Genomic DNA, 17,849 nt, shown 5'->3' with positions numbered 1-17,849 from the left:
CAATTCCCACGACTTGATGCAAAAGCGCACGCCCGGTGCCTTGCGGCGCGATCAGGCGGCCTTCTTGAGTGCCTTGACGGCCTTGAGGACGTCTTCGACATGGCCTGGAACCTTGAGCCCGCGCCATTCGGCCTTCAGGATGCCGTCGGCGCCGATCAGGAAAGTGCTGCGCTCGATGCCCTTGACCTTCTTGCCGTACATGATCTTGTTCTTGACCACGCCGAACATGTGGCACATTTTTTCTTCGGTGTCGGCAATCAGTTCGAAGGGGAGTTCGAGCTTGGCCTTGAATTCGTCGTGCGACTTCATGTTGTCGCGCGACACGCCGAAGACCGTGGCACCGGCTTTTTCGAAGTCTTTGTAGTGGTCGCGGAACTGCATCGCTTCGGTCGTGCAACCCGGAGTGTTATCTTTCGGGTAAAAATACATGACCATGACGTGGCCGAGGTGCGAGGTGTTCGAAACCTTGATGCCGCCCGTGGCGTTGGCGTCGAATTCAGGAATGGGTTTGTTGACAACGATCGCCATGAAACTTGTTTTCTCCGTTAGATTCCGTTCTCCGAGCCCTCTCAGCCTTTTTCGGGCTTGCTCGATGAACGGAGGATTGGTCGTTGCTAACTTGGGGTAGCTGGCCGGTTCGCAACCCGGTATTTTACCTCGAAAACCCCTCTCTCAGCCACCCGCCGGGCTCTCGACGAGCAGGGCGGCGATGACGTGCCGGCCTTCGCCGGCCAGGATGTTGTAGGTGCGGCAGGCCGCCGGGGTGTCCATGGTCTCCACGCCGGTGCGTTGCGCCATCAGGGGCTGCAGCCAGGCCGGCTGGGGAAATCGGATGCGGTTGCCGCTGCCGAAAATGACCAATTCGGCGCCCAACGAGGCCAATTGCGCGAATTGTTCGGGGCCCAGCTGGTCGAAACGCGTGCAATCCCAGGCAAAGCGTTCGCCACGCGAACCCACGACCACGCTGCCCTCCACCTTTTCGTTGTTGATCGCGACCCAGCCGGGGCCGTGTGCGGTGAGGGTCTGGACGTCGGATTTGTCGGGCTGGAGCTTCATCGGGGCACTGGGAACTGTGGTCAAATTATAGGTTTTCCCTAGTGACACGAGGCCCGCAGGGGCCTTTGACCTTCGAGTAAACCCGCCCGGGAGGGCCCCTTTGAAGCAGCTCAAGAAATCGGCCAAGCTGGCCAACGTCCTCTATGACATCCGCGGCCCCATCATGGACGCCGCCAAGCAGATGGAGGAAGAAGGCCAGAAGATCATCAAGCTCAACATCGGCAACCTGGCCGTGTTCGGCTTCGATGCGCCTGAGGAGATCCAGCAGGACATGATCCGCAACTTGCCGACCTCGGCGGGCTACTCGGACAGCAAGGGCGTTTTCGCGGCGCGCAAGGCCGTGATGCACGAGACCCAGAAGCAGGGCATCGCGGGCGTCACGCTCGACGACATCTACCTGGGCAACGGCGCCAGCGAGCTGATCGCCATGTCCACCAACGCGCTGCTCAACGACGGCGACGAGCTGCTGCTGCCGGCCCCCGACTACCCGCTGTGGACCGCCTCCACGAGCCTGTCGGGCGGTACGCCGGTGCACTACCTGTGCGACGAGGACAACGGCTGGATGCCGAACCTGGCCGACATCCGCGCCAAGATCACGCCCCGCACCAAGGGCATCGTGGTCATCAACCCGAACAACCCGACCGGCGCGCTGTATTCCGACGAGCTGCTCAAGAGCCTCGTCGAGATCGCCCGCGAGCACGGCCTCGTGATCTTCGCCGACGAGGTCTACGACAAGGTGCTGTACGACGGCGTCAAGCACACGGCCATCGCCAGCCTGTCGACCGACGTGCTCACGCTGACCTTCAATTCGCTGTCCAAGAGCTACCGCTCGTGCGGCTACCGTGCCGGCTGGCTCGTGGTGTCGGGCGACAAGCGCAGCGCACGCGACTACATCGAGGGCCTGAACATGCTCTCGAACATGCGCCTGTGCGCCAACGTGCCGGGTCAATGGGCGATCCAGACGGCGCTCGGCGGCTACCAGAGCATCAACGACCTCGTGTGCGAAGGCGGGCGCCTGCGCCGCCAGCGCGACCTGGCCTACGAGCTGATCACCGCCATCCCGGGCGTGAGCTGCGTCAAGCCCAGCGCGGCGCTCTACATGTTTCCCAAGCTCGACCCCGCGGTCTATCCGATCGCGGACGACCGCCAGTTCTTCCTCGAGCTGCTGAAGGAAACCCGTGTGATGCTGGTGCAGGGCACCGGCTTCAACTGGGCCACGCCGGACCACTTCCGCATCGTGTTCCTGCCCCACGAAGACGACTTGCGCGAGGCCATCAACCGCATCGCCAAGTTCCTGGAGCAGTACCGGTTGCGTCGCAAGACGGGACCATGAGATCCGCCTGCGTCGCTGCCGCGCTGTTGCTGGGCGCACTGTCTGTCGGCGCGGCCGGGAAGAAAGAGCCGGTCTCGTTCTCGCACAACGACTGGGAACTGGTCTGCGACAACACGCTGACCTGCCGCGCCGCCGGCTACCAGGCGGACAGCGGGGAGCACCAGCAGGTGTCGATGCTGATCACCCGCGCGGCCGGGCCGAACACGGCCCTCGACATCCAGCTGCAGATCGGCGATGACGGCCGCGCCAAGGGGCCGCTGCGCTTCAAGGTCGGCAAGGCCGCCCTGTCCGGCCTCGACGCGGGAACCGCCAGCTTCGACCAGGGGCAGGTCCGCGCCGTGCTGCCCGAACTGCTCAAGAGCGACGACGCCACCGTCACGGCCAACGGCGGCAAGAAGTGGACGCTGTCGCTCGCCGGCCTCAACGCCGTGCTGCTGAAGATGGACGAAACGCAAGGCCGCGTCGGCACCCCGGGTGCGCTGGTGCGCAAGGGCGCCAAGCCCGAATCTTCCGTGCTGCCGCCGGTGCCCATGCCCGTCGTCCATGTGGTCAAGCCGCCGAAGGCGCGAGCTGGCGACGACACGCTGGCCGCGCGCATCTTTCCGTCGCTCGACCTGAAAGACGCGCGCGAGCGGTGCAACAACCAGGACCAGGTCAACGCCAAGTCGGTGGAGGTTCACCGCCTGAACGACCGCAAGGTGCTTCTGGCGCTGGGCTGCGGCGTGGGCGCGTACAACTACACCACGCTGCTCTGGACCGCCAACGACAAGCCGCCCTATGCGCCCGTGTCGCTCGAGGCGAGCGGCGAGTTCGACGACAAGGACGCCAGCGTCACCTCTTCCATAAAGGGCCGCGGCATCGGCGATTGCTGGTCGAGCGAAACCTGGCACTTCAACGGCACGACCTTCGTGCGCACCGGTGCGAACGGCGACGGCATGTGCCGCGGCTTTGCGGGCGGCGCCTGGAGCCTGCCGCGCTACGTCAGCCGCCTCGTGGACGCCGCAGCACCGTCTCTCACCTCATCCAAACCATGAACGCGACCCCTCCCATGAAATCCATCCAAGTAGGCCTGCTCGGCGCAGGCACGGTCGGCAGCGGCACCTTCAAGGTGCTCCAGCGCAATCAGGAAGAAATCAAGCGCCGCGCCGGCCGCGGCATCGAGATCACCATGGTGGCCGACCTCGACACCGCCCGTGCCCGCGAAGTGGCCGGCGAAGGCGTGAAGGTGGTCGCCGATGCGCGCGAAGTCATCGCCAACCCCGACATCGACATCGTCATCGAGCTCATCGGCGGCTACGGCATTGCCAAGCAGCTCGTGCTCGAAGCCATCGCAGCCGGCAAGCACGTGGTCACGGCCAACAAGGCGCTGCTCGCCGTGCACGGCACCGAAATCTTCGCGGCCGCGCATGCCAAGGGCGTGATGGTGGCCTTCGAGGCCGCGGTGGCCGGTGGCATCCCGATCATCAAGGCGCTGCGCGAAGGCCTCACGGCCAACAGCATCCAGTGGCTGGCCGGCATCATCAACGGCACGACCAACTTCATCCTGTCCGAGATGCGCGACAAGGGCCTGGACTTCGCCACCGTGCTGAAGGAAGCCCAGCGCCTGGGCTACGCCGAAGCCGACCCCACCTTCGACATCGAAGGCGTCGACGCCGCGCACAAGGTCACGCTGATGAGCGCCATCGCTTTCGGCATTCCGGTGCAGTTCGACAAGGCCCACGTCGAAGGCATCACCAAGCTCGCCGCGCAGGACATCAAGTACGCCGAGCAGCTCGGCTACCGCATCAAGCTGCTGGGCGTGACCAAGCGCACCGCCCAGGGCATCGAGCTGCGCGTGCATCCGTCGCTCGTGCCGTCCAAGCGCCTGCTGGCCAACGTCGAAGGTGCGATGAACGCCGTGGTCGTGCACGGCGACGCCGTGGGCACCACGCTGTACTACGGCAAGGGCGCCGGCAGCGAGCCGACCGCCAGCGCCGTGATCGCCGACCTCGTCGACATCACCCGCCTGCACACCGCCGACGCCGCGCACCGTGTGCCGCACCTGGCCTTCCACCCTGACGCGATGAGCGACCTGAAGGTGCTGCCGATGTCGGAAGTCGTCACCAGCTACTACCTGCGCCTGCGCGTGGCCGACCAGGCCGGCGTGCTCGCCAAGGTCACGGGCCTGCTGGCCACCGCCGGTATCAGCATCGACGCCGTGCTGCAGCGCGAGGCCGACGAAGTGGGCGGCGAAGGCTCGACGCAGACCGACCTCATCATCCTCACGCACGACGCGCGCGAAGGCACGGTCAACGACGTCATGGCCGAACTGCAGGCGCTGCCGACCGTGCTCGAGCCCATCGTACGCATCCGCAAGGAAGAGTTGAAGTGAACTACCTGAGCACCCGCGGCCACGCCGACCGCAAGCGCTTCTGCGAAATCCTCCTCGAAGGCCTGGCGCCCGATGGCGGCCTGTACCTGCCGGAAACGTACCCGCAGGTCGACACCGCCACGCTCGCAAAGTGGCGCACGCTGCCGTACGCCGAGCTGGCCTTCGAAATCCTCTCGCTGTACATCGACGACATTCCTGCGGCCGACCTGAAGGCGATCTGCGCGAAGACCTACACGGCCGAGGTGTTTGGCACCGACGAGATCGTGCCGCTGCGCGAGCTCGAAGACGGCGTGTACCTCGAAGCCCTGTCCAACGGCCCCACGCTGGCCTTCAAGGACATGGCGATGCAGCTGTTGGGCAACCTGTTCGAGTACGAACTGGCCCGCCGCGGCGCCGAGCTCAACATCCTGGGCGCCACCAGCGGCGACACCGGCAGCGCGGCCGAGTACGCCATGCGCGGCAAGAAGGGCGTGCGCGTCTTCATGACCTCGCCCGACGGGCGCATGAGCCCGTTCCAGCAGGCGCAGATGTTCAGCCTGCAGGACGCCAACATCCACAACATCGCCATCACCGGCGTGTTCGACGACTGCCAGGACATCGTCAAGGCCGTGTCGAACGACCTGGCCTTCAAGCGCAAGTACCGCATCGGCACGGTCAACTCGATCAACTGGGCGCGCCTGCTGGCACAGGTCGTCTATTACTTCGCGGGCTACTTCCAGGCCACGGCGAGCAACGACAAGCCGGTGAGCTTCACCGTGCCCTCGGGCAACTTCGGCAATGTCTGCGCGGGCCACGTGGCACGCATGATGGGCCTGCCGATCCAGACGCTGGTGGTCGCCACCAACGAGAACGACGTGCTCGACGAGTTCTTCCGCACCGGCGTGTATCGCGTGCGCGCAGCGGTCGACACGCACGAAACCTCCAGCCCGTCGATGGACATCAGCAAGGCCAGCAACTTCGAGCGCTTCGTGTTCGACCTCGTCGGCCGCGATGCAGACCGCCTGCGCAAGCTGTTCGTGGACGACCTGGGCCTGACGGGCAGCTTCGACCTGAGCGCCGACCCGGCGTTCAAGCAGGCCGCCGAGCGCTTCGGCTTTCGCAGCGGCCGCAGCACGCACGCCGACCGGCTCGCGATGATCCGCGACACCGAGAAGCGCTTCGCCACGCTGATCGACCCGCACACCGCCGACGGCCTCAAGGCCGCGCGCGAGCAGCTCACGCCCGGCGTGCCGATGGTGGTGCTCGAGACCGCGCTGCCGATCAAGTTCGCGGCCACGGTGGTCGAGGCATTGGGCGAAGAGCCCGCACGCCCGAAGAAGTTCGAAGGCATCGAAGCCTTGCCCAAGCGCGTGGTCCAGCTGCCGGCCGATGCCGAGGCCGTCAAGGCCTACATCGCCCAGCACTGCGACTGACCGGGGCGTCCGCGGCATGAAGGTCGTCGGCTTCGCCGGGTATTCCGGCGCTGGCAAGACCACGCTGGTGGAGCGCCTGATTCCCGTGCTCAAGCAGCGCGGGCTGCGCGTGTCGGTGGTCAAGCATGCGCACCACCGCTTCGACATCGACCACGTCGGCAAGGACACCTGGCGCCACCGGCAGGCCGGGGCCTTCGAGGTGGTCGTCGCGTCCGACCAGCGGCTGGCGCTGATGCGCGAGTTCGAGGTGCCGGTCGAGCTCACGGTGCATCAGCTGCTCGCCGAGCTGCATCCGGCGGTCGACTGGGCACTGGTCGAGGGCTTCCGGCACAGCGACGTGCTCAAGATCGAGGTCTGGCGCCCGAGCGGCGACGGCGAGGCGCCGCGCCCCGCGCTGTACATCGACGACCCCTTTGTCACCGCCGTCGCCACCGATGCGCCGGACGGCCTGCCCGAGGCCACGGCGCGCCCGGTGCTCGACCTCAACGACGCCGAGGCCATTGCCACGTGGTTGATCGACAGCGGCGAGCGCTTCGACTACAACCCCGGACACCATGGCTGATTCCTCTCCCGTTCCCTTCGCCGCCTCGTCCTCGCGCCCACCGTTGATGCCGCTCGATGAGGCGATCGCGGTGCTGCTCGCCAAGGCCCGGCCGCTGCTGCCGGCCGAAAGCGTCGGCACCTTCGACGCCGACGGGCGCGTGCTGGCGCAGGACCTCGTCTCCGGCCTCACCGTGCCGCCGCGCGACAACAGCGCGATGGACGGCTACGCCGTGCGCGCGGCCGATTGCGCCACGCCCGGCACCGAGCTGGCCGTGACGCAGCGCATTCCCGCCGGCACCGTCGGCACGCCGCTCGCGGCCGGCACGGCGGCGCGCATCTTCACGGGGGCGCAGATTCCTGAAGGCGCCGACGCGGTCGTCATGCAGGAAGACACGGCCGCCACGCCCCAAGAGGGCGGACTGGGGTCGGTGCGCATCGCCATCGTGCCCGTGGCCGGCCAGTGGGTGCGCCGCGCAGGCGAAGACGTGGCCTCGGGCGACGTGGTCCTCCAGCGCGGTGAACGCCTCACGCCCGCTGCGCTCGGCCTGGCCGCCAGCGTCGGCTTCGACACGCTGCAGGTCGCGCGCAAGCCGCGTGTGGCCATGCTCTCGACCGGCGACGAACTGGTGATGCCCGGCGAGGTCGCGCCCGACGCGATGAAGCCCGGTGCGATCTACAACTCGAACCGCTTCTTCATGCGCGCGCTGCTGCACCGCCTGGGCGGCGAGGTGAACGACCTGGGCATCGTGCCCGACAACCGCGAGGCCACCATCGCCGCGCTGCGCGAGGCGGCCGAGGCGAACGACCTGATCATCACCACCGGCGGCGTCTCGGTCGGCGAAGAAGACCACATCCGCGCGGCGCTGCAATCGCTGGGCGAGCTGCAGCTGTGGTCGCTGTCGATGAAGCCCGGCAAGCCCTTTGCCTACGGCTCGATCGCGCGCAGGAACGGGCAGGGCGCCTGCCATGTCACGGGGCTGCCCGGCAACCCGGTGTCGAGCTTCCTGACCTTCCTGATGCTGGTGCGGCCCTTCCTGCTCGCGCTGCAGGGGGCCACGCGCGTGGCGCCCGCGGCCGTGCCGCTGCGCGCCGATTTCGACTGGCCGCGCGCCGACAAGCGCCGCGAGTTCCTGCGTGTGCGGCGCAACGCGGCGGGCGGGCTCGACCTGTTCGCCAACCAGAGTTCGGGCGTGCTCACCTCGATGGTCTGGGGCGACGGCCTGGTCGACAACCCGGCGGGTCGGACCATCAAGACCGGCGACACCGTGAACTTCATTCCTCTCGCATCGCTGCTCGGTTGAACCACCCCATGAAGGTCCGCATCCGTTATTTCGCCTCCGTGCGCGAGGCACTGTCCAGCAGCGGTGAAACCGTCGACACAGCCGCCGGCACGCTCGCAGCCCTGCGCGACGAACTCATCGCCCGTGGCGGGGCCTACGCCAGCGCGCTCGCACGCGGCAAGGCCGTGCGCATGGCGCTCGACCAGACCATGAGCGACGAGGCCGCCGCGCTGAACGACGACTGCGAAGTCGCGTTCTTCCCGCCCGTCACGGGCGGCTGAGCCGCGCGTCCAGCGCCACGAGGCGCTCGCGCAGGCCGTCCGACGCGCGCGTCATCGGCGAGCGCAGCTCGTCACGCAATTCGCCCGCATGCGCCAGCAGCGCCTTCAGCGGGCCCGGGTTCGGTTCGGCAAACAGCATCTCCAGCAACGGCTGCAGCGGCTGCCATTCGGCGCGCGCCTCGGCCAGCCGGTTCTCGGCGAGCAGGCGCACCAGCCGCACGAGGCGCTTCGTCTGCACATGGCCGCTGGCCGCGATGGCGCCCACGCCGCCTTCGGCCATGGTGGCGAAGATCTGGTGGTCTTCGCCCGTGAGCACCTGCAGCCGGCCGTCGGCGATCACCGCGCGCGTCTTGGCCATGTCGCCGCCGCAGTCCTTGATGCCGCGGATGCGCGGGTGCTCGGCCAGCGCCAGCATCGTCTCGCGCGCGATGGTCACGCCCGTGCGGTAGGGAATGTCGTAGACCAGCACGGGCACCGTGCTGGCATCGGCGATGGCGTGGAACCACTCGAGCACGCCGGCCTGCGACGGGCGGATGTAGTGCGGCGCGGCCACCAGCAGGCCCGCCAGCGGGCGTTCCGAGAGCTTGCGGGCCCAGGCCGTGGCCTTGCCCAGGTGGTAGCCCGATACGCCCATCACGACCGGCAGGCCACCCGCGGCGGTCAGCACGGTGTCGAGCACGGCGAGCTGCTCGGCCTCGTCGAGCGCGGCGGCTTCGCCGGTCGAGCCGCAGGGCACGAAGCCGGTCACGCCGTCGTCGGCGAGCCGGCGCACGAGCGCGGCCAGCGCGGTGTGGTCGACCGCGCCGTCGCGGAACGGGGTGACGAGGGCGACCCACAGGCCCGAGAAATCGGTGGTGGTGTCGGCGGTTGGTTGTTGATGTGGCACGCAGGCTTCCTTTCAGGAATCGACCGATGGAAAGAACCACCGTCCGATGCGCGCGCAACCCAAGAGGGGCCAAAGCCTTGGCAGGTTCCGTCGCTCATCCGACGACGGAACCTCGGCTCCGGTCAGACGAGCTTTGGTTTTTTGGCTTTGTTGCCCTGGCGCGCGCATGCCTGGCCTTCGAACGAAGGCGAGAGGCGGATGGGCGTGCGGCGCGAAGGCATGGGCTGCATTGTCGCGCCTAGGCCGGCGGTGCGGTGGCGCTGCGTTGCAGGCTCACGACACGGCCGCCATCGGCGGCGCGGGCATTGCCCAGGAACTCGACGGTGACCTGGTTGCCCAGCTGCGCGTCGGTCTTGAGGTCGAGCGCGCCGAACAGCTGGCCGTCGACCCGGAACCAGCGCACCTCCGCCGTGTGCTTGCCCTGCGGCACCTGGGCCGTGAGGATTTCGGTGACCGGCCCGCTCACCGTGTGCAGGTGCGTGAACCGGCGTGCGCGCAGCAGCTGCGGCAGCACGCCGACCGCGAACACCAGCGCACAGATGGCGGCTGCGTACCCCGCCATGAACAGGCCGAAGCCCGGGCGAAAACCGTCGGCCCACGCCGTCCCGATCGCCAGGACCGCGCCGCCCGCCAGCACGACGCCCATGAAGCGGCGGTCCGAGCGCCCGGCGCGCCGACGGTCGCGCGAGGTGGCCGGCCGCTCGGTGCGCGTAGCCTGGCGCGCCATCGGATAACGCGTGCGCAGCAGCAGATGCACGTCGTTGTCGCGCGCCACGCATTCGATCTCGACGGGCGCCTGTGCCAGGTGCCGCACCGCCGTCAGCGGCCGGCCCGTGGCGTGGCTGCGAGGCGCGTCCAGGCCCAGCACCGGCGCGACGTCGATGTGGAACTGGCCGTCGACCGTGTAGCGCAGCGCGCCGCCGGGCAGGGCGGCCACGTGGTCCACGGTGCCGGCCACGGTGAACTTGCTGTTCTTCGCCAGGGCCTCGCGGGTGGTCTGGGCCCGGCGCCGGTCGATCCGCGTCCGATGGGTGAACAGCCACACGCCCAGCAGCAAGGTGACCAGTGCCGCCGCGTTCATCGCCAGGGCCAGGCCCGCCGGGGCGCCGGGCAGCCGCCCGATCACCACGAAGACGAGGGCGCAGCCCGCCAGCAGCACGGCCAGCACCGCCAGGCCGGCGGCCGGGGTGCGCGCGGCAAGGTCGACGCGCCGCAGCATCTCGACATCGTCGGGCGTCAGGGGCTGCGACGTGGGGGCCGGCATCGGCGCAGTGTAGGGCGGCAGTGCCACAATTTGGGCATGTCCTCGCTCCCTCGCGTTTCCATCCAGACGGCCGACTTCGACGCCGGTGCCGAGATCACCGCCCTGCGCGCGGCCGACGCGCGCGTCGGCGCTGTCTGCAGCTTCATCGGCACGGTCAGAGACCGCAATGACGGCAGCACCATCGCCTCGATGGAGCTGGAGCACTACCCCGGCATGACCGAAAAAGCCATCGAGGCCATGATCGACGAGGCCCACAAACGCTTCGACATCCTGGGCGCGCGCGTGATCCACCGCGTGGGGCTGCTGCAGCCGCTGGACCAGATCATGATGGTGGCGGTGGTGTCCGCCCACCGCGGCCAGAGCTTTCAGGCCTGCGAGTTCCTGATGGACTACCTGAAGACGCAGGCCCCGTTCTGGAAGAAGGAGCAGACGCCCGAAGGCGCCCGCTGGGTCGATGCCCGCGTGACCGACGACGAAGCGCTGGCACGCTGGGGCATCGCGGCTTCGAACAGCGCCACCTGAGCGGCGCGTTCGAGGCTCAGGGCGCGATCAGTGCCGAGGCCGCCAGTGCCTTGGCTTCCGCACCGCAGTCCTGAGCGGGCACCGCGCCTGCTGCGCGTGCCTTCGCGATCTCTGACCGGGCACCCGCCATCTGCGCCTGGAACACCGGGTTCGTGTGCAGCCTGGCTACCGTCGCTGCGCCGACCAGCCGGCCGTTCTCGATGTCGCTCTGCCAGTGCACGCCGCAGATCGCGCGGCTCTGCGAGAAGGCCCGGCCGCGCTGCAGCAGTGCATCGGCGCGCTCGGGTGCGAGTTCCGTCAGCACCAGCGCCCAGGCCCAGCCGACGGCCGAATGGCCCGAAGGGTACGAGCCGTCCTTGGCCAGCGAGGCTTCTTCGGCGGGCGTGCAGCTGCCGGTCTTGAAGGCCACGAAGGGGCGCGTGCGGTTGTAGGTGTTCTTGGCCTTGTAGGTGGCCGTGCCGGCGTCGGCCAGCGTGCGGCGCAGCAGCATGTTCAGGTTCGGCGTGGCTTGCTCGGAAATGGGCATGCCCAGCGCGCACGAGAACACCTCGGCGGCCTTCGGGAACTTGAGGTTTGCGTCCTGTACCGCGAGTGCGCCGCGCGGCGTGCCCTGCAGGGCCGTGAGCGCGCGGAAGGTGGCGCCGTCGGCCGCCAGCGCGGCGGAGCCTTCGGCCGGGGGCGCCGGCAGCAGGGCGAGGCTGTCGGGCAGCTCGGCGCTGGGCAGGTAGCCCTTGAGGTAGCCCGAGCCGGGGCGCAATTCGCCGACTTCGGCGGGGGAAATGGGGGCTGTGCTGCCGCAGGCGCCGAGCAGCAGCGCGGCCGCCAGCGAGGCGGCGAGGGTCGTGAATCGCATGAGGGATGTGTCTCCGGCTTTGTTGTTGGAAGGCGAGGGCCCATCGTAGAGGGGCCCCGCCGGGCCGGAAGATCACCCAGGTGACGGCCGTGCCGGGTCGTACCAGATCGCGCGACTCAGGGCTTGAAGCCGCTCGCCTGGATGATCTTTTCCCAGGTCTGCGTGTAGCTGCGCACGCGGCCCGCGAACTGGCCCTGGGGCTCGTAGCCGACCGTCAGGCCCATGGTGGTGAGCTTCTGCTTCACGTCGGGCATGGCCAGCACCTTCTGCAGCGCGTCGCCGTACCTGTCGATGACGGCTTGCGGCGTGCCCACTGGCGCGAAGATGCCGTAGTAGGGCAGGTCTTCCAGGTTCGCAAAGCCCAGCTCGGTGAAGGTCGGCACGTTCGGCAGCAGGGCCTGGCGCTTGGCGCCGATCGAGGCCACGATGCGCACCTTGCCCGCGCGGTGGTTCTCGATGAAGTCGGGCACCGAGGCGATGCCCGCCGTGATCTGGTTGCCCAGCATGTCGGCCGTCATGGGCGCGCTGCCGCGGTACGGTGCGGGCTGCACGTCGATCTTGTACTTGTCCGAGATCATCTTCACCAGGAACTCGGGGATCGACGCCGGTGCCGGCACGCCGATGGTTTCCTTGCCGCCCTTTTGCGTGCGGATCCACTTCACGTACTCGTCGATGCTCTTGGCCGGCGTGCCGCCCGACACCGCCAGCACGTTGGCAAAGGTGGCAAAGCCGGCCACGGGCACGAAGTCGGTGGCGGGGTTGAAGCCCGGGTTCTTCACCACCTGCGGCAGGATCGAGATGGAGTGGTCATGCGACAGGAACAGCGTGTGGCCGTCGGCCGGTGCGGCCTTCAGCGCCTGCGCCGCGATCTGGCCGCCCGCGCCCGCGCGGTTCTCGACCACCACGGGCACGCCCAGCACGTCCTTGAGCTTTTCGCCCAGGGTGCGTGCAATGGCGTCGGTGCCCGCGCCGGCGGGAAAGCCCACCAAGAGGCGCACCGGCGTGCCGCTCTGGGCCTGTGCCAGGCCGGCCATGCCCATGGCCGCTGCCAAGAGACCCACGCTGAACGCGCGGCGCATCGGTTGGACGCGCTGCATTGAAAAAACCATGATCGACTCCATTCGAAGAAAGAGAGAAATGCCTACGGCAGGACGGTGCGGGGCCCGGTGCAATACCCGTGCCCAGGGTGCAAATCCGATTCGCAACCTTGAATCGTGCCCGAACAGCCCTATTTTGGATGCAGGAATACCACCATGCGACAAGACAAACTCACCACCAAATTTCAGGAAGCACTGAGCGACGCCCAGTCGCTCGCCCTTGGCAGCGACAACGCCTACATCGAACCGGCGCACCTGCTGGTCGCGATGCTGCGCCAGGACGACGGCCCGCGCGCCCTGCTGGAGCGTGCCGGCGTCAACGTGCCCGGGCTGCTGCAGGCGGCCGAAGGCGCCATCAAGAAACTGCCCCAGGTGCAGGGCCACGACATCGTGCAGGTCGGCCCCGAGCTGGGCAAGCTGCTGCAGGCGACCGAGAAGGAAGCCATCAAGCGCAATGACCAGTTCATTGCGGGCGAACTCTTTCTGCTCGCCGTGGCCGACAGCAAGGCCGACATCGGCAAGATCGCCAAGGACAACGGCCTGAGCCGCAAGTCGCTCGAGGCCGCCATCGAGGCCGTGCGCGGCGGGCAGGGCGTGAACAGCGCCGACGCCGAAGGCCAGCGCGAAGCCCTCAAGAAATACTGCCTGGACCTCACCGAGCGCGCCCGCCTGGGCAAGCTCGACCCGGTCATCGGCCGCGACGAGGAAATTCGCCGCGCCATCCAGGTGCTGCAACGCCGCACCAAGAACAACCCCGTGCTCATCGGCGAACCCGGCGTGGGCAAGACCGCCATCGTCGAAGGCCTGGCCCAGCGCATCGTCGCCGGCGAAGTGCCCGAGTCGCTCAAGGGCAAGCGGGTGTTGTCGCTCGACATGGCCGCGCTGCTGGCCGGTGCCAAGTTCCGCGGTGAATTCGAAGAGCGCCTGAAGACCGTGCTCAACGAACTCGCGAAGGACGAAGGCCAGACCATCGTCTTCATCGACGAGCTGCACACCATGGTCGGCGCCGGCAAGGCCGAAGGTGCCATGGACGCAGGCAACATGCTCAAGCCCGCGCTCGCGCGCGGCGAGCTGCATTGCGTGGGCGCCACCACGCTGGACGAATACCGCAAGTACATCGAGAAGGACGCCGCGCTGGAGCGCCGCTTCCAGAAGATCATCGTGGGCGAGCCGAGCGTCGAAGCCACCATCGCCATCCTGCGCGGCCTGCAGGAGAAGTACGAAGTGCACCACGGCGTGCAGATCACCGACCCGGCCATCGTGGCCGCGGCCGAATTGAGTGACCGCTACATCACCGACCGCTTCCTGCCCGACAAGGCCATCGACCTCATCGACGAGGCCGCGGCCAAGATCAAGATCGAGATGGACTCCAAGCCCGAGGTCATGGACCGTCTGGACCGCCGCCTGATCCAGCTGCAGATCGAGCGCGAAGCCGTGCGCCGCGAGAAGGACGAAGCCTCGCAGAAGCGCTTCGGCCTCATCGAGGACGAGATCACCAAGCTGCAAAAGGAAATCGCCGACTACGACGAGATCTGGCAGGCCGAGAAGGCCCAGGCCCAGGGCAGCGCGCACGTGCGCGAAGACATCGACAAGATCAAGTTCCAGATCGAGGAGTGGAAGCGCAAGGGCGACTTCAACAAGGTCGCCGAGCTGCAATACGGCCAGCTGCCGGCGCTCGAGAAGCGCCTGAAGGAAGCCGAGGAGAGCGAGGCGAGCAAGGGCAAGTCCAGCGCGCCCACGCTGCTGCGCACGCAGGTCGGTTCGGAAGAAATCGCCGAGGTCGTGGCGCGCGCCACCGGCATCCCGGTCGCCAAGCTCATGCAGGGCGAGCGCGACAAGCTGCTCGTCATGGAAGACAAGCTGCACGAGCGCGTGGTCGGCCAGGACGAGGCCATCGGTGCGGTCGCCAATGCGATCCGCCGCTCGCGCTCGGGCCTTTCTGATCCGAACCGCCCCACGGGTTCGTTCCTGTTCCTCGGCCCCACGGGCGTGGGCAAGACCGAGCTGTGCAAGGCGCTCGCGGGCTTCCTGTTCGACAGCGAAGACCACCTGATCCGCATCGACATGAGCGAGTTCATGGAGAAGCATTCGGTCGCCCGCCTCATCGGCGCGCCGCCGGGCTACGTGGGCTACGAAGAGGGCGGCTACCTCACGGAAGCCGTGCGCCGCAAGCCCTACAGCGTGGTGCTGCTCGACGAGGTCGAGAAGGCCCACCCCGACGTGTTCAACGTGCTGCTGCAGGTGCTCGACGATGGTCGCCTCACGGACGGCCAGGGCCGCACCGTGGACTTCAAGAACACCGTGATCGTGATGACCAGCAACATCGGCTCGCCGATCATCCAGTCGATGGTGGGCCAGCCGAGCGAGGAGATCAAGGAAGCGGTGTGGGACGAGCTGAAGAACTACTTCCGCCCCGAGTTCCTGAACCGCATCGACGAGACCGTCGTGTTCCACGCGCTCGACGCGAAGAACATCGAATCGATCGCCGCGATCCAGCTCAAGGTGCTGCAGGCGCGCCTGGCGAAGATGGACCTGGGCCTGCAGGTGTCGCCCGCGGCGCTGGCCGAGATCGCCAAGGTCGGCTTCGACCCGGTGTTCGGTGCGCGTCCGCTCAAGCGTGCGATCCAGCAGCGCATCGAGAACCCGCTCTCGAAGCTGTTGCTGGACGGCAGCTTCGGGCCGAAGGACACGATCGAAGTCGAAACCGACCCGATCCAGTCGCCGGGCCAGTTCTCGTTCCGCAAGGGCGGGGAACCAACGGCGGCTGCATCGGCCTAAAGTCGGATGATGAACTTCATTCTTCGCGTCATTCTTCTGCTCCTGGGGCTGGTCTTCGCGGCCAGCCTGGCTGTGGCGGCCCTGCTGCTGGCGGCGGTGTGGGGTGTGCGCTACGCCTGGGGGCGTCTCACGGGCAAGCCCGTGACGCCCTGGGTCATGCGTTTCAACCCGCGTTCGGGTTTCGACCGATTTCGCCATGCGGCACAACAGCCGGCCGAGCCCACGGCGGCCGACGTGGTCAGTGCCCGTGCGCGCGGCGAGTCAGTGCGCAGCCCGGTCGTTCTGGGCCCGGCCGACGATGTGACCGACGTGCGGGCCCGGCCCGTGCGCGGCGACTGAGCCCCGTTTTCTTCGATCAGGCGCTGTACAGCGCCTCGATCTCGTTGGCGTAGGCCTTGTAGATGCTGGAGCGCCGCACCTTCATGGTGGCGGTGACTTCACCGTCGTCATGGTCCAACTCTTTGGTGAGCAGATGAAAACGTCTGATCTGCGACACCTGCGCCAGCTTCCCATTGCCGCGCGCCACTTCGGCCTCGATCAGCGCGCGCACCTTGGGTTCTTCCACCAGCGATCGGAAATGCGTGAAGGGCAGGCGCTGCGCCTCGGCCCATTTGCCGACCGTCTCGTAGTCGATCTGCAGCAGCGCGCCGACGAACTTGCGGCCGTCCGCCACCACGATGCATTCCTTGATGAAGGGGCTGCCCTTCATGGTGTTCTCGATCTCCGAGGGCGTGAGGTTCTTGCCGCCGGCGGTGATCATGATGTCCTTCAGCCGGTCGATGATGCGCAGCTGGCCACCGGCTTCCTCGCGCACCACGTCGCCCGTGTGCAGCCAGCCGTCGCGGATCGATGAGGCCGTGGCCTCGGGGTTCTTGTAGTAGCCCTCGAACACCATGTCGCCGCGCACCAGCAGCTCGCCGGCTTCACCCACGCGGTGCTCGGTGCCCAGCGTCGGCGGGCCGACGGTGCCGATGGTCACGGCGTCCGCGCGGTGGCCCGAGACCATGCCGGTCGATTCGGTGAGGCCATACACCTCGACCAGCGGCACGCCCAGCGTGCGAAAGAAGCGCACCACGTCAGCGGGAATCGGCGCCGCGCCCGTGAGCGCGATGCGCGCGCGGCGCAGGCCGATGAAGTTCTGCAGGGCGCGCAGCACGGTCCAGTAGGCGAGGGCGAAGCGGCCGCGCTCGGCCAGCGTCCAGGCGCTGCGTGGTTTCTCGGCCAGCGGCGCGCAGGCCTCGATGGCCTTGCGGAACAGCGCGCGCTGCAGCCGCCCGGTTTCCTGCATCTTGATGCTGATGCCCGCGTGCAGCTTTTCCCAGATGCGCGGCACGCCGAGGAACATGGTGGGCGCCACCTCGCGCAGGTCTTCCTGCACGGTGCGGATCGATTCGCCGAAGTTGACCTGCGAGCCCAGGTACAGCGGCACGAAGGCCGTGAGCATCTGCTCGGCCACGTGGCACAGCGGCAGGTACGACAGGTGCGTGGTGCTGCCGTCGAGCCCGAGCCGATCGACGATGCCGGGCACGACGCCGCGGATGTTGCGGTACGAAATCATCGCGCCCTTGGGCTTGCCGGTGGAGCCCGAGGTGTAGATCATCAAACCGATGTCGGCCAGCGTCTGGCGCTGCAGCGCGGCGTCGATGAGCGCGGTGCCGTCGCGTGCCAGCACCTCGGCGCCGGCCTGCTCGACTTCCGCAAAGGTCGCGATGCGCTCGCGCACGTCGGGCGGGTAGCTCGCGAGGCCCTTGGTCTCGATCACGACGATCTTGCGCAGGCGCGGCAATTGGTCGAGGGCGTCGAGCACCTTGTCGGTCTGCTCCTGGTCTTCGCAGACGATCACCTCGATGTCCGCATGGCCGACCACGTAGGCCACCTCGTTGCTCGGGCTCGTGGGGTACACGCCCACGGTCACGGCGCCGATGAGCCCCGCGCCCATCTGCGCGAGCAGCCACTCGACGCGGTTCTCGGAGATCACGCCCAGGTGCCCGCCGGGCGCGAGGCCCATCGCGTGCAGGCCCAGGCCGAAGCGGCTGGCGCGCTGCAGGTAGCCGGCCCAGTCCAGCGGATGCCAGATGCCGAAGTCCTTCTGGCGGATCGCGATGCGCTGCGGCTGCAGGCGTGCCTGCTCGCGCAGCATCTGCGGCAGCGTGAGCGAAGGGAGCGCGTTCAT

The 17,849-nt window shown here is 67.9% G+C and carries 17 protein-coding genes; 10 read left to right on the top strand and 7 right to left on the bottom strand.

The window, feature by feature from the left end; translation table 11 throughout:
- Positions 1–51: 51 nt before the first annotated feature.
- On the bottom strand, positions 52–528 hold the full coding sequence (locus tag AC07Y4_RS18550; protein WP_062472998.1) for a peroxiredoxin: 477 nt from the start codon (positions 526–528) through the stop codon (positions 52–54).
- A gap of 144 nt (positions 529–672) precedes the next feature.
- Positions 673–1,056 carry an Mth938-like domain-containing protein gene (locus AC07Y4_RS18545; protein WP_062472996.1) on the bottom strand — a complete coding sequence of 128 codons (384 nt, stop codon included), beginning with the start codon at positions 1,054–1,056 and terminating at the stop codon, positions 673–675.
- 100 nt (positions 1,057–1,156) lie between these two features.
- On the opposite strand from AC07Y4_RS18545, the gene AC07Y4_RS18540 reads away from it, so the two are divergent.
- The 7 genes from AC07Y4_RS18540 to AC07Y4_RS18510 are packed head-to-tail and all read left to right on the top strand — an operon-like array spanning position 1,157 to position 8,276.
- On the top strand, positions 1,157–2,389 hold the full coding sequence (locus tag AC07Y4_RS18540; protein WP_062472994.1) for a pyridoxal phosphate-dependent aminotransferase: 1,233 nt from the start codon (positions 1,157–1,159) through the stop codon (positions 2,387–2,389).
- Positions 2,386–3,423, top strand: coding sequence for a DUF1176 domain-containing protein (locus AC07Y4_RS18535; protein WP_487849231.1), 1,038 nt, complete (start codon positions 2,386–2,388; stop codon positions 3,421–3,423). The genes AC07Y4_RS18540 and AC07Y4_RS18535 overlap by 4 nt, the downstream gene beginning before the upstream one ends.
- 14 nt (positions 3,424–3,437) lie before the next feature.
- On the top strand, positions 3,438–4,760 hold the full coding sequence (locus AC07Y4_RS18530; protein ID WP_095744704.1) for a homoserine dehydrogenase: 1,323 nt from the start codon (positions 3,438–3,440) through the stop codon (positions 4,758–4,760).
- Entirely contained in the window at positions 4,757–6,172 is a 1,416-nt protein-coding gene (thrC, locus tag AC07Y4_RS18525) for a threonine synthase (RefSeq protein WP_487849230.1), read from the top strand. Before AC07Y4_RS18530 ends, thrC begins: the two co-directional genes overlap by 4 nt.
- A gap of 16 nt (positions 6,173–6,188) precedes the next feature.
- On the top strand, positions 6,189–6,734 hold the full coding sequence (gene mobB, locus AC07Y4_RS18520) for a molybdopterin-guanine dinucleotide biosynthesis protein B (protein ID WP_487849229.1): 546 nt from the start codon (positions 6,189–6,191) through the stop codon (positions 6,732–6,734).
- Positions 6,727–8,016 (top strand): molybdopterin molybdotransferase MoeA, encoded by a 1,290-nt coding sequence (locus AC07Y4_RS18515; protein ID WP_487849228.1) that lies wholly within the window; start codon positions 6,727–6,729, stop codon positions 8,014–8,016. Before mobB ends, AC07Y4_RS18515 begins: the two co-directional genes overlap by 8 nt.
- An 8-nt stretch (positions 8,017–8,024) precedes the next feature.
- On the top strand, positions 8,025–8,276 hold the full coding sequence (locus tag AC07Y4_RS18510) for a MoaD/ThiS family protein (protein ID WP_369647641.1): 252 nt from the start codon (positions 8,025–8,027) through the stop codon (positions 8,274–8,276).
- On the opposite strand, the gene dapA is transcribed toward AC07Y4_RS18510, so the two are convergent.
- Complete coding sequence (dapA, locus tag AC07Y4_RS18505) at positions 8,263–9,162, bottom strand: 4-hydroxy-tetrahydrodipicolinate synthase (RefSeq protein ID WP_487849227.1); 900 nt, start codon at positions 9,160–9,162, stop codon at positions 8,263–8,265. The two genes, AC07Y4_RS18510 and dapA, sit on opposite strands and share 14 nt — an antisense overlap.
- A gap of 238 nt (positions 9,163–9,400) precedes the next feature.
- Positions 9,401–10,426: a hypothetical protein gene (locus AC07Y4_RS18500; RefSeq protein WP_159277537.1), complete on the bottom strand. Its 1,026-nt coding sequence runs from the start codon at positions 10,424–10,426 to the stop codon at positions 9,401–9,403.
- A 36-nt stretch (positions 10,427–10,462) separates the two neighbouring features.
- Here AC07Y4_RS18500 and AC07Y4_RS18495 point away from each other — a divergent pair, with 36 nt between their 5' ends.
- The gene (locus AC07Y4_RS18495) at positions 10,463–10,948 is read left to right on the top strand and encodes a molybdenum cofactor biosynthesis protein MoaE (RefSeq protein WP_159277536.1); all 486 of its coding nucleotides are present in this window, start codon (positions 10,463–10,465) and stop codon (positions 10,946–10,948) included.
- A gap of 16 nt (positions 10,949–10,964) precedes the next feature.
- Here the strand turns inward: AC07Y4_RS18495 and AC07Y4_RS18490 are convergent, their stop codons facing one another.
- Positions 10,965–11,801, bottom strand: a complete 837-nt coding sequence (locus AC07Y4_RS18490) for an acid phosphatase (RefSeq protein WP_487849226.1) — start codon at positions 11,799–11,801, stop codon at positions 10,965–10,967.
- A gap of 116 nt (positions 11,802–11,917) precedes the next feature.
- Positions 11,918–12,898: a Bug family tripartite tricarboxylate transporter substrate binding protein gene (locus tag AC07Y4_RS18485; protein WP_487849225.1), complete on the bottom strand. Its 981-nt coding sequence runs from the start codon at positions 12,896–12,898 to the stop codon at positions 11,918–11,920.
- Between the two features lie 156 nt (positions 12,899–13,054).
- On the opposite strand from AC07Y4_RS18485, the gene clpB reads away from it, so the two are divergent.
- Entirely contained in the window at positions 13,055–15,676 is a 2,622-nt protein-coding gene (clpB, locus tag AC07Y4_RS18480; RefSeq protein ID WP_139706121.1) for an ATP-dependent chaperone ClpB, read from the top strand.
- Between the two features lie 9 nt (positions 15,677–15,685).
- Positions 15,686–16,015 (top strand): hypothetical protein, encoded by a 330-nt coding sequence (locus tag AC07Y4_RS18475; RefSeq protein ID WP_223301262.1) that lies wholly within the window; start codon positions 15,686–15,688, stop codon positions 16,013–16,015.
- 16 nt (positions 16,016–16,031) lie between these two features.
- Here AC07Y4_RS18475 and AC07Y4_RS18470 read toward each other — a convergent pair whose 3' ends face one another.
- A complete protein-coding gene (locus AC07Y4_RS18470; RefSeq protein WP_487849343.1) occupies positions 16,032–17,849 on the bottom strand; it encodes an AMP-dependent synthetase/ligase in 1,818 nt (605 codons plus the stop codon).

The sequence above is a fragment of the Variovorax sp. GW460-12-1-14-LB1 genome (genome assembly GCF_059423605.1).
This window is presented reverse-complemented; position numbering and strand designations above follow the sequence as displayed.

Excerpts from the sequence above, each read along its gene's own strand:
- AC07Y4_RS18550 (WP_062472998.1), bottom strand. The coding sequence starts at position 528 with ATGGCGATCGTTGTCAACAAACCCATTCCTGAATTCGACGCCAACGCC.
- AC07Y4_RS18545 (WP_062472996.1), bottom strand. The coding sequence starts at position 1,056 with ATGAAGCTCCAGCCCGACAAATCCGACGTCCAGACCCTCACCGCACAC.
- AC07Y4_RS18535 (WP_487849231.1), top strand. The coding sequence starts at position 2,386 with ATGAGATCCGCCTGCGTCGCTGCCGCGCTGTTGCTGGGCGCACTGTCT.
- AC07Y4_RS18530 (WP_095744704.1), top strand. The coding sequence starts at position 3,438 with ATGAAATCCATCCAAGTAGGCCTGCTCGGCGCAGGCACGGTCGGCAGC.
- mobB (WP_487849229.1), top strand. The coding sequence starts at position 6,189 with ATGAAGGTCGTCGGCTTCGCCGGGTATTCCGGCGCTGGCAAGACCACG.
- AC07Y4_RS18515 (WP_487849228.1), top strand. The coding sequence starts at position 6,727 with ATGGCTGATTCCTCTCCCGTTCCCTTCGCCGCCTCGTCCTCGCGCCCA.
- AC07Y4_RS18510 (WP_369647641.1), top strand. The coding sequence starts at position 8,025 with ATGAAGGTCCGCATCCGTTATTTCGCCTCCGTGCGCGAGGCACTGTCC.
- AC07Y4_RS18500 (WP_159277537.1), bottom strand. The coding sequence starts at position 10,426 with ATGCCGGCCCCCACGTCGCAGCCCCTGACGCCCGACGATGTCGAGATG.
- AC07Y4_RS18495 (WP_159277536.1), top strand. The coding sequence starts at position 10,463 with ATGTCCTCGCTCCCTCGCGTTTCCATCCAGACGGCCGACTTCGACGCC.
- AC07Y4_RS18490 (WP_487849226.1), bottom strand. The coding sequence starts at position 11,801 with ATGCGATTCACGACCCTCGCCGCCTCGCTGGCGGCCGCGCTGCTGCTC.
- AC07Y4_RS18485 (WP_487849225.1), bottom strand. The coding sequence starts at position 12,898 with ATGCAGCGCGTCCAACCGATGCGCCGCGCGTTCAGCGTGGGTCTCTTG.
- clpB (WP_139706121.1), top strand. The coding sequence starts at position 13,055 with ATGCGACAAGACAAACTCACCACCAAATTTCAGGAAGCACTGAGCGAC.
- AC07Y4_RS18475 (WP_223301262.1), top strand. The coding sequence starts at position 15,686 with ATGAACTTCATTCTTCGCGTCATTCTTCTGCTCCTGGGGCTGGTCTTC.
- AC07Y4_RS18470 (WP_487849343.1), bottom strand. The coding sequence starts at position 17,849 with ATGAACGCGCTCCCTTCGCTCACGCTGCCGCAGATGCTGCGCGAGCAG.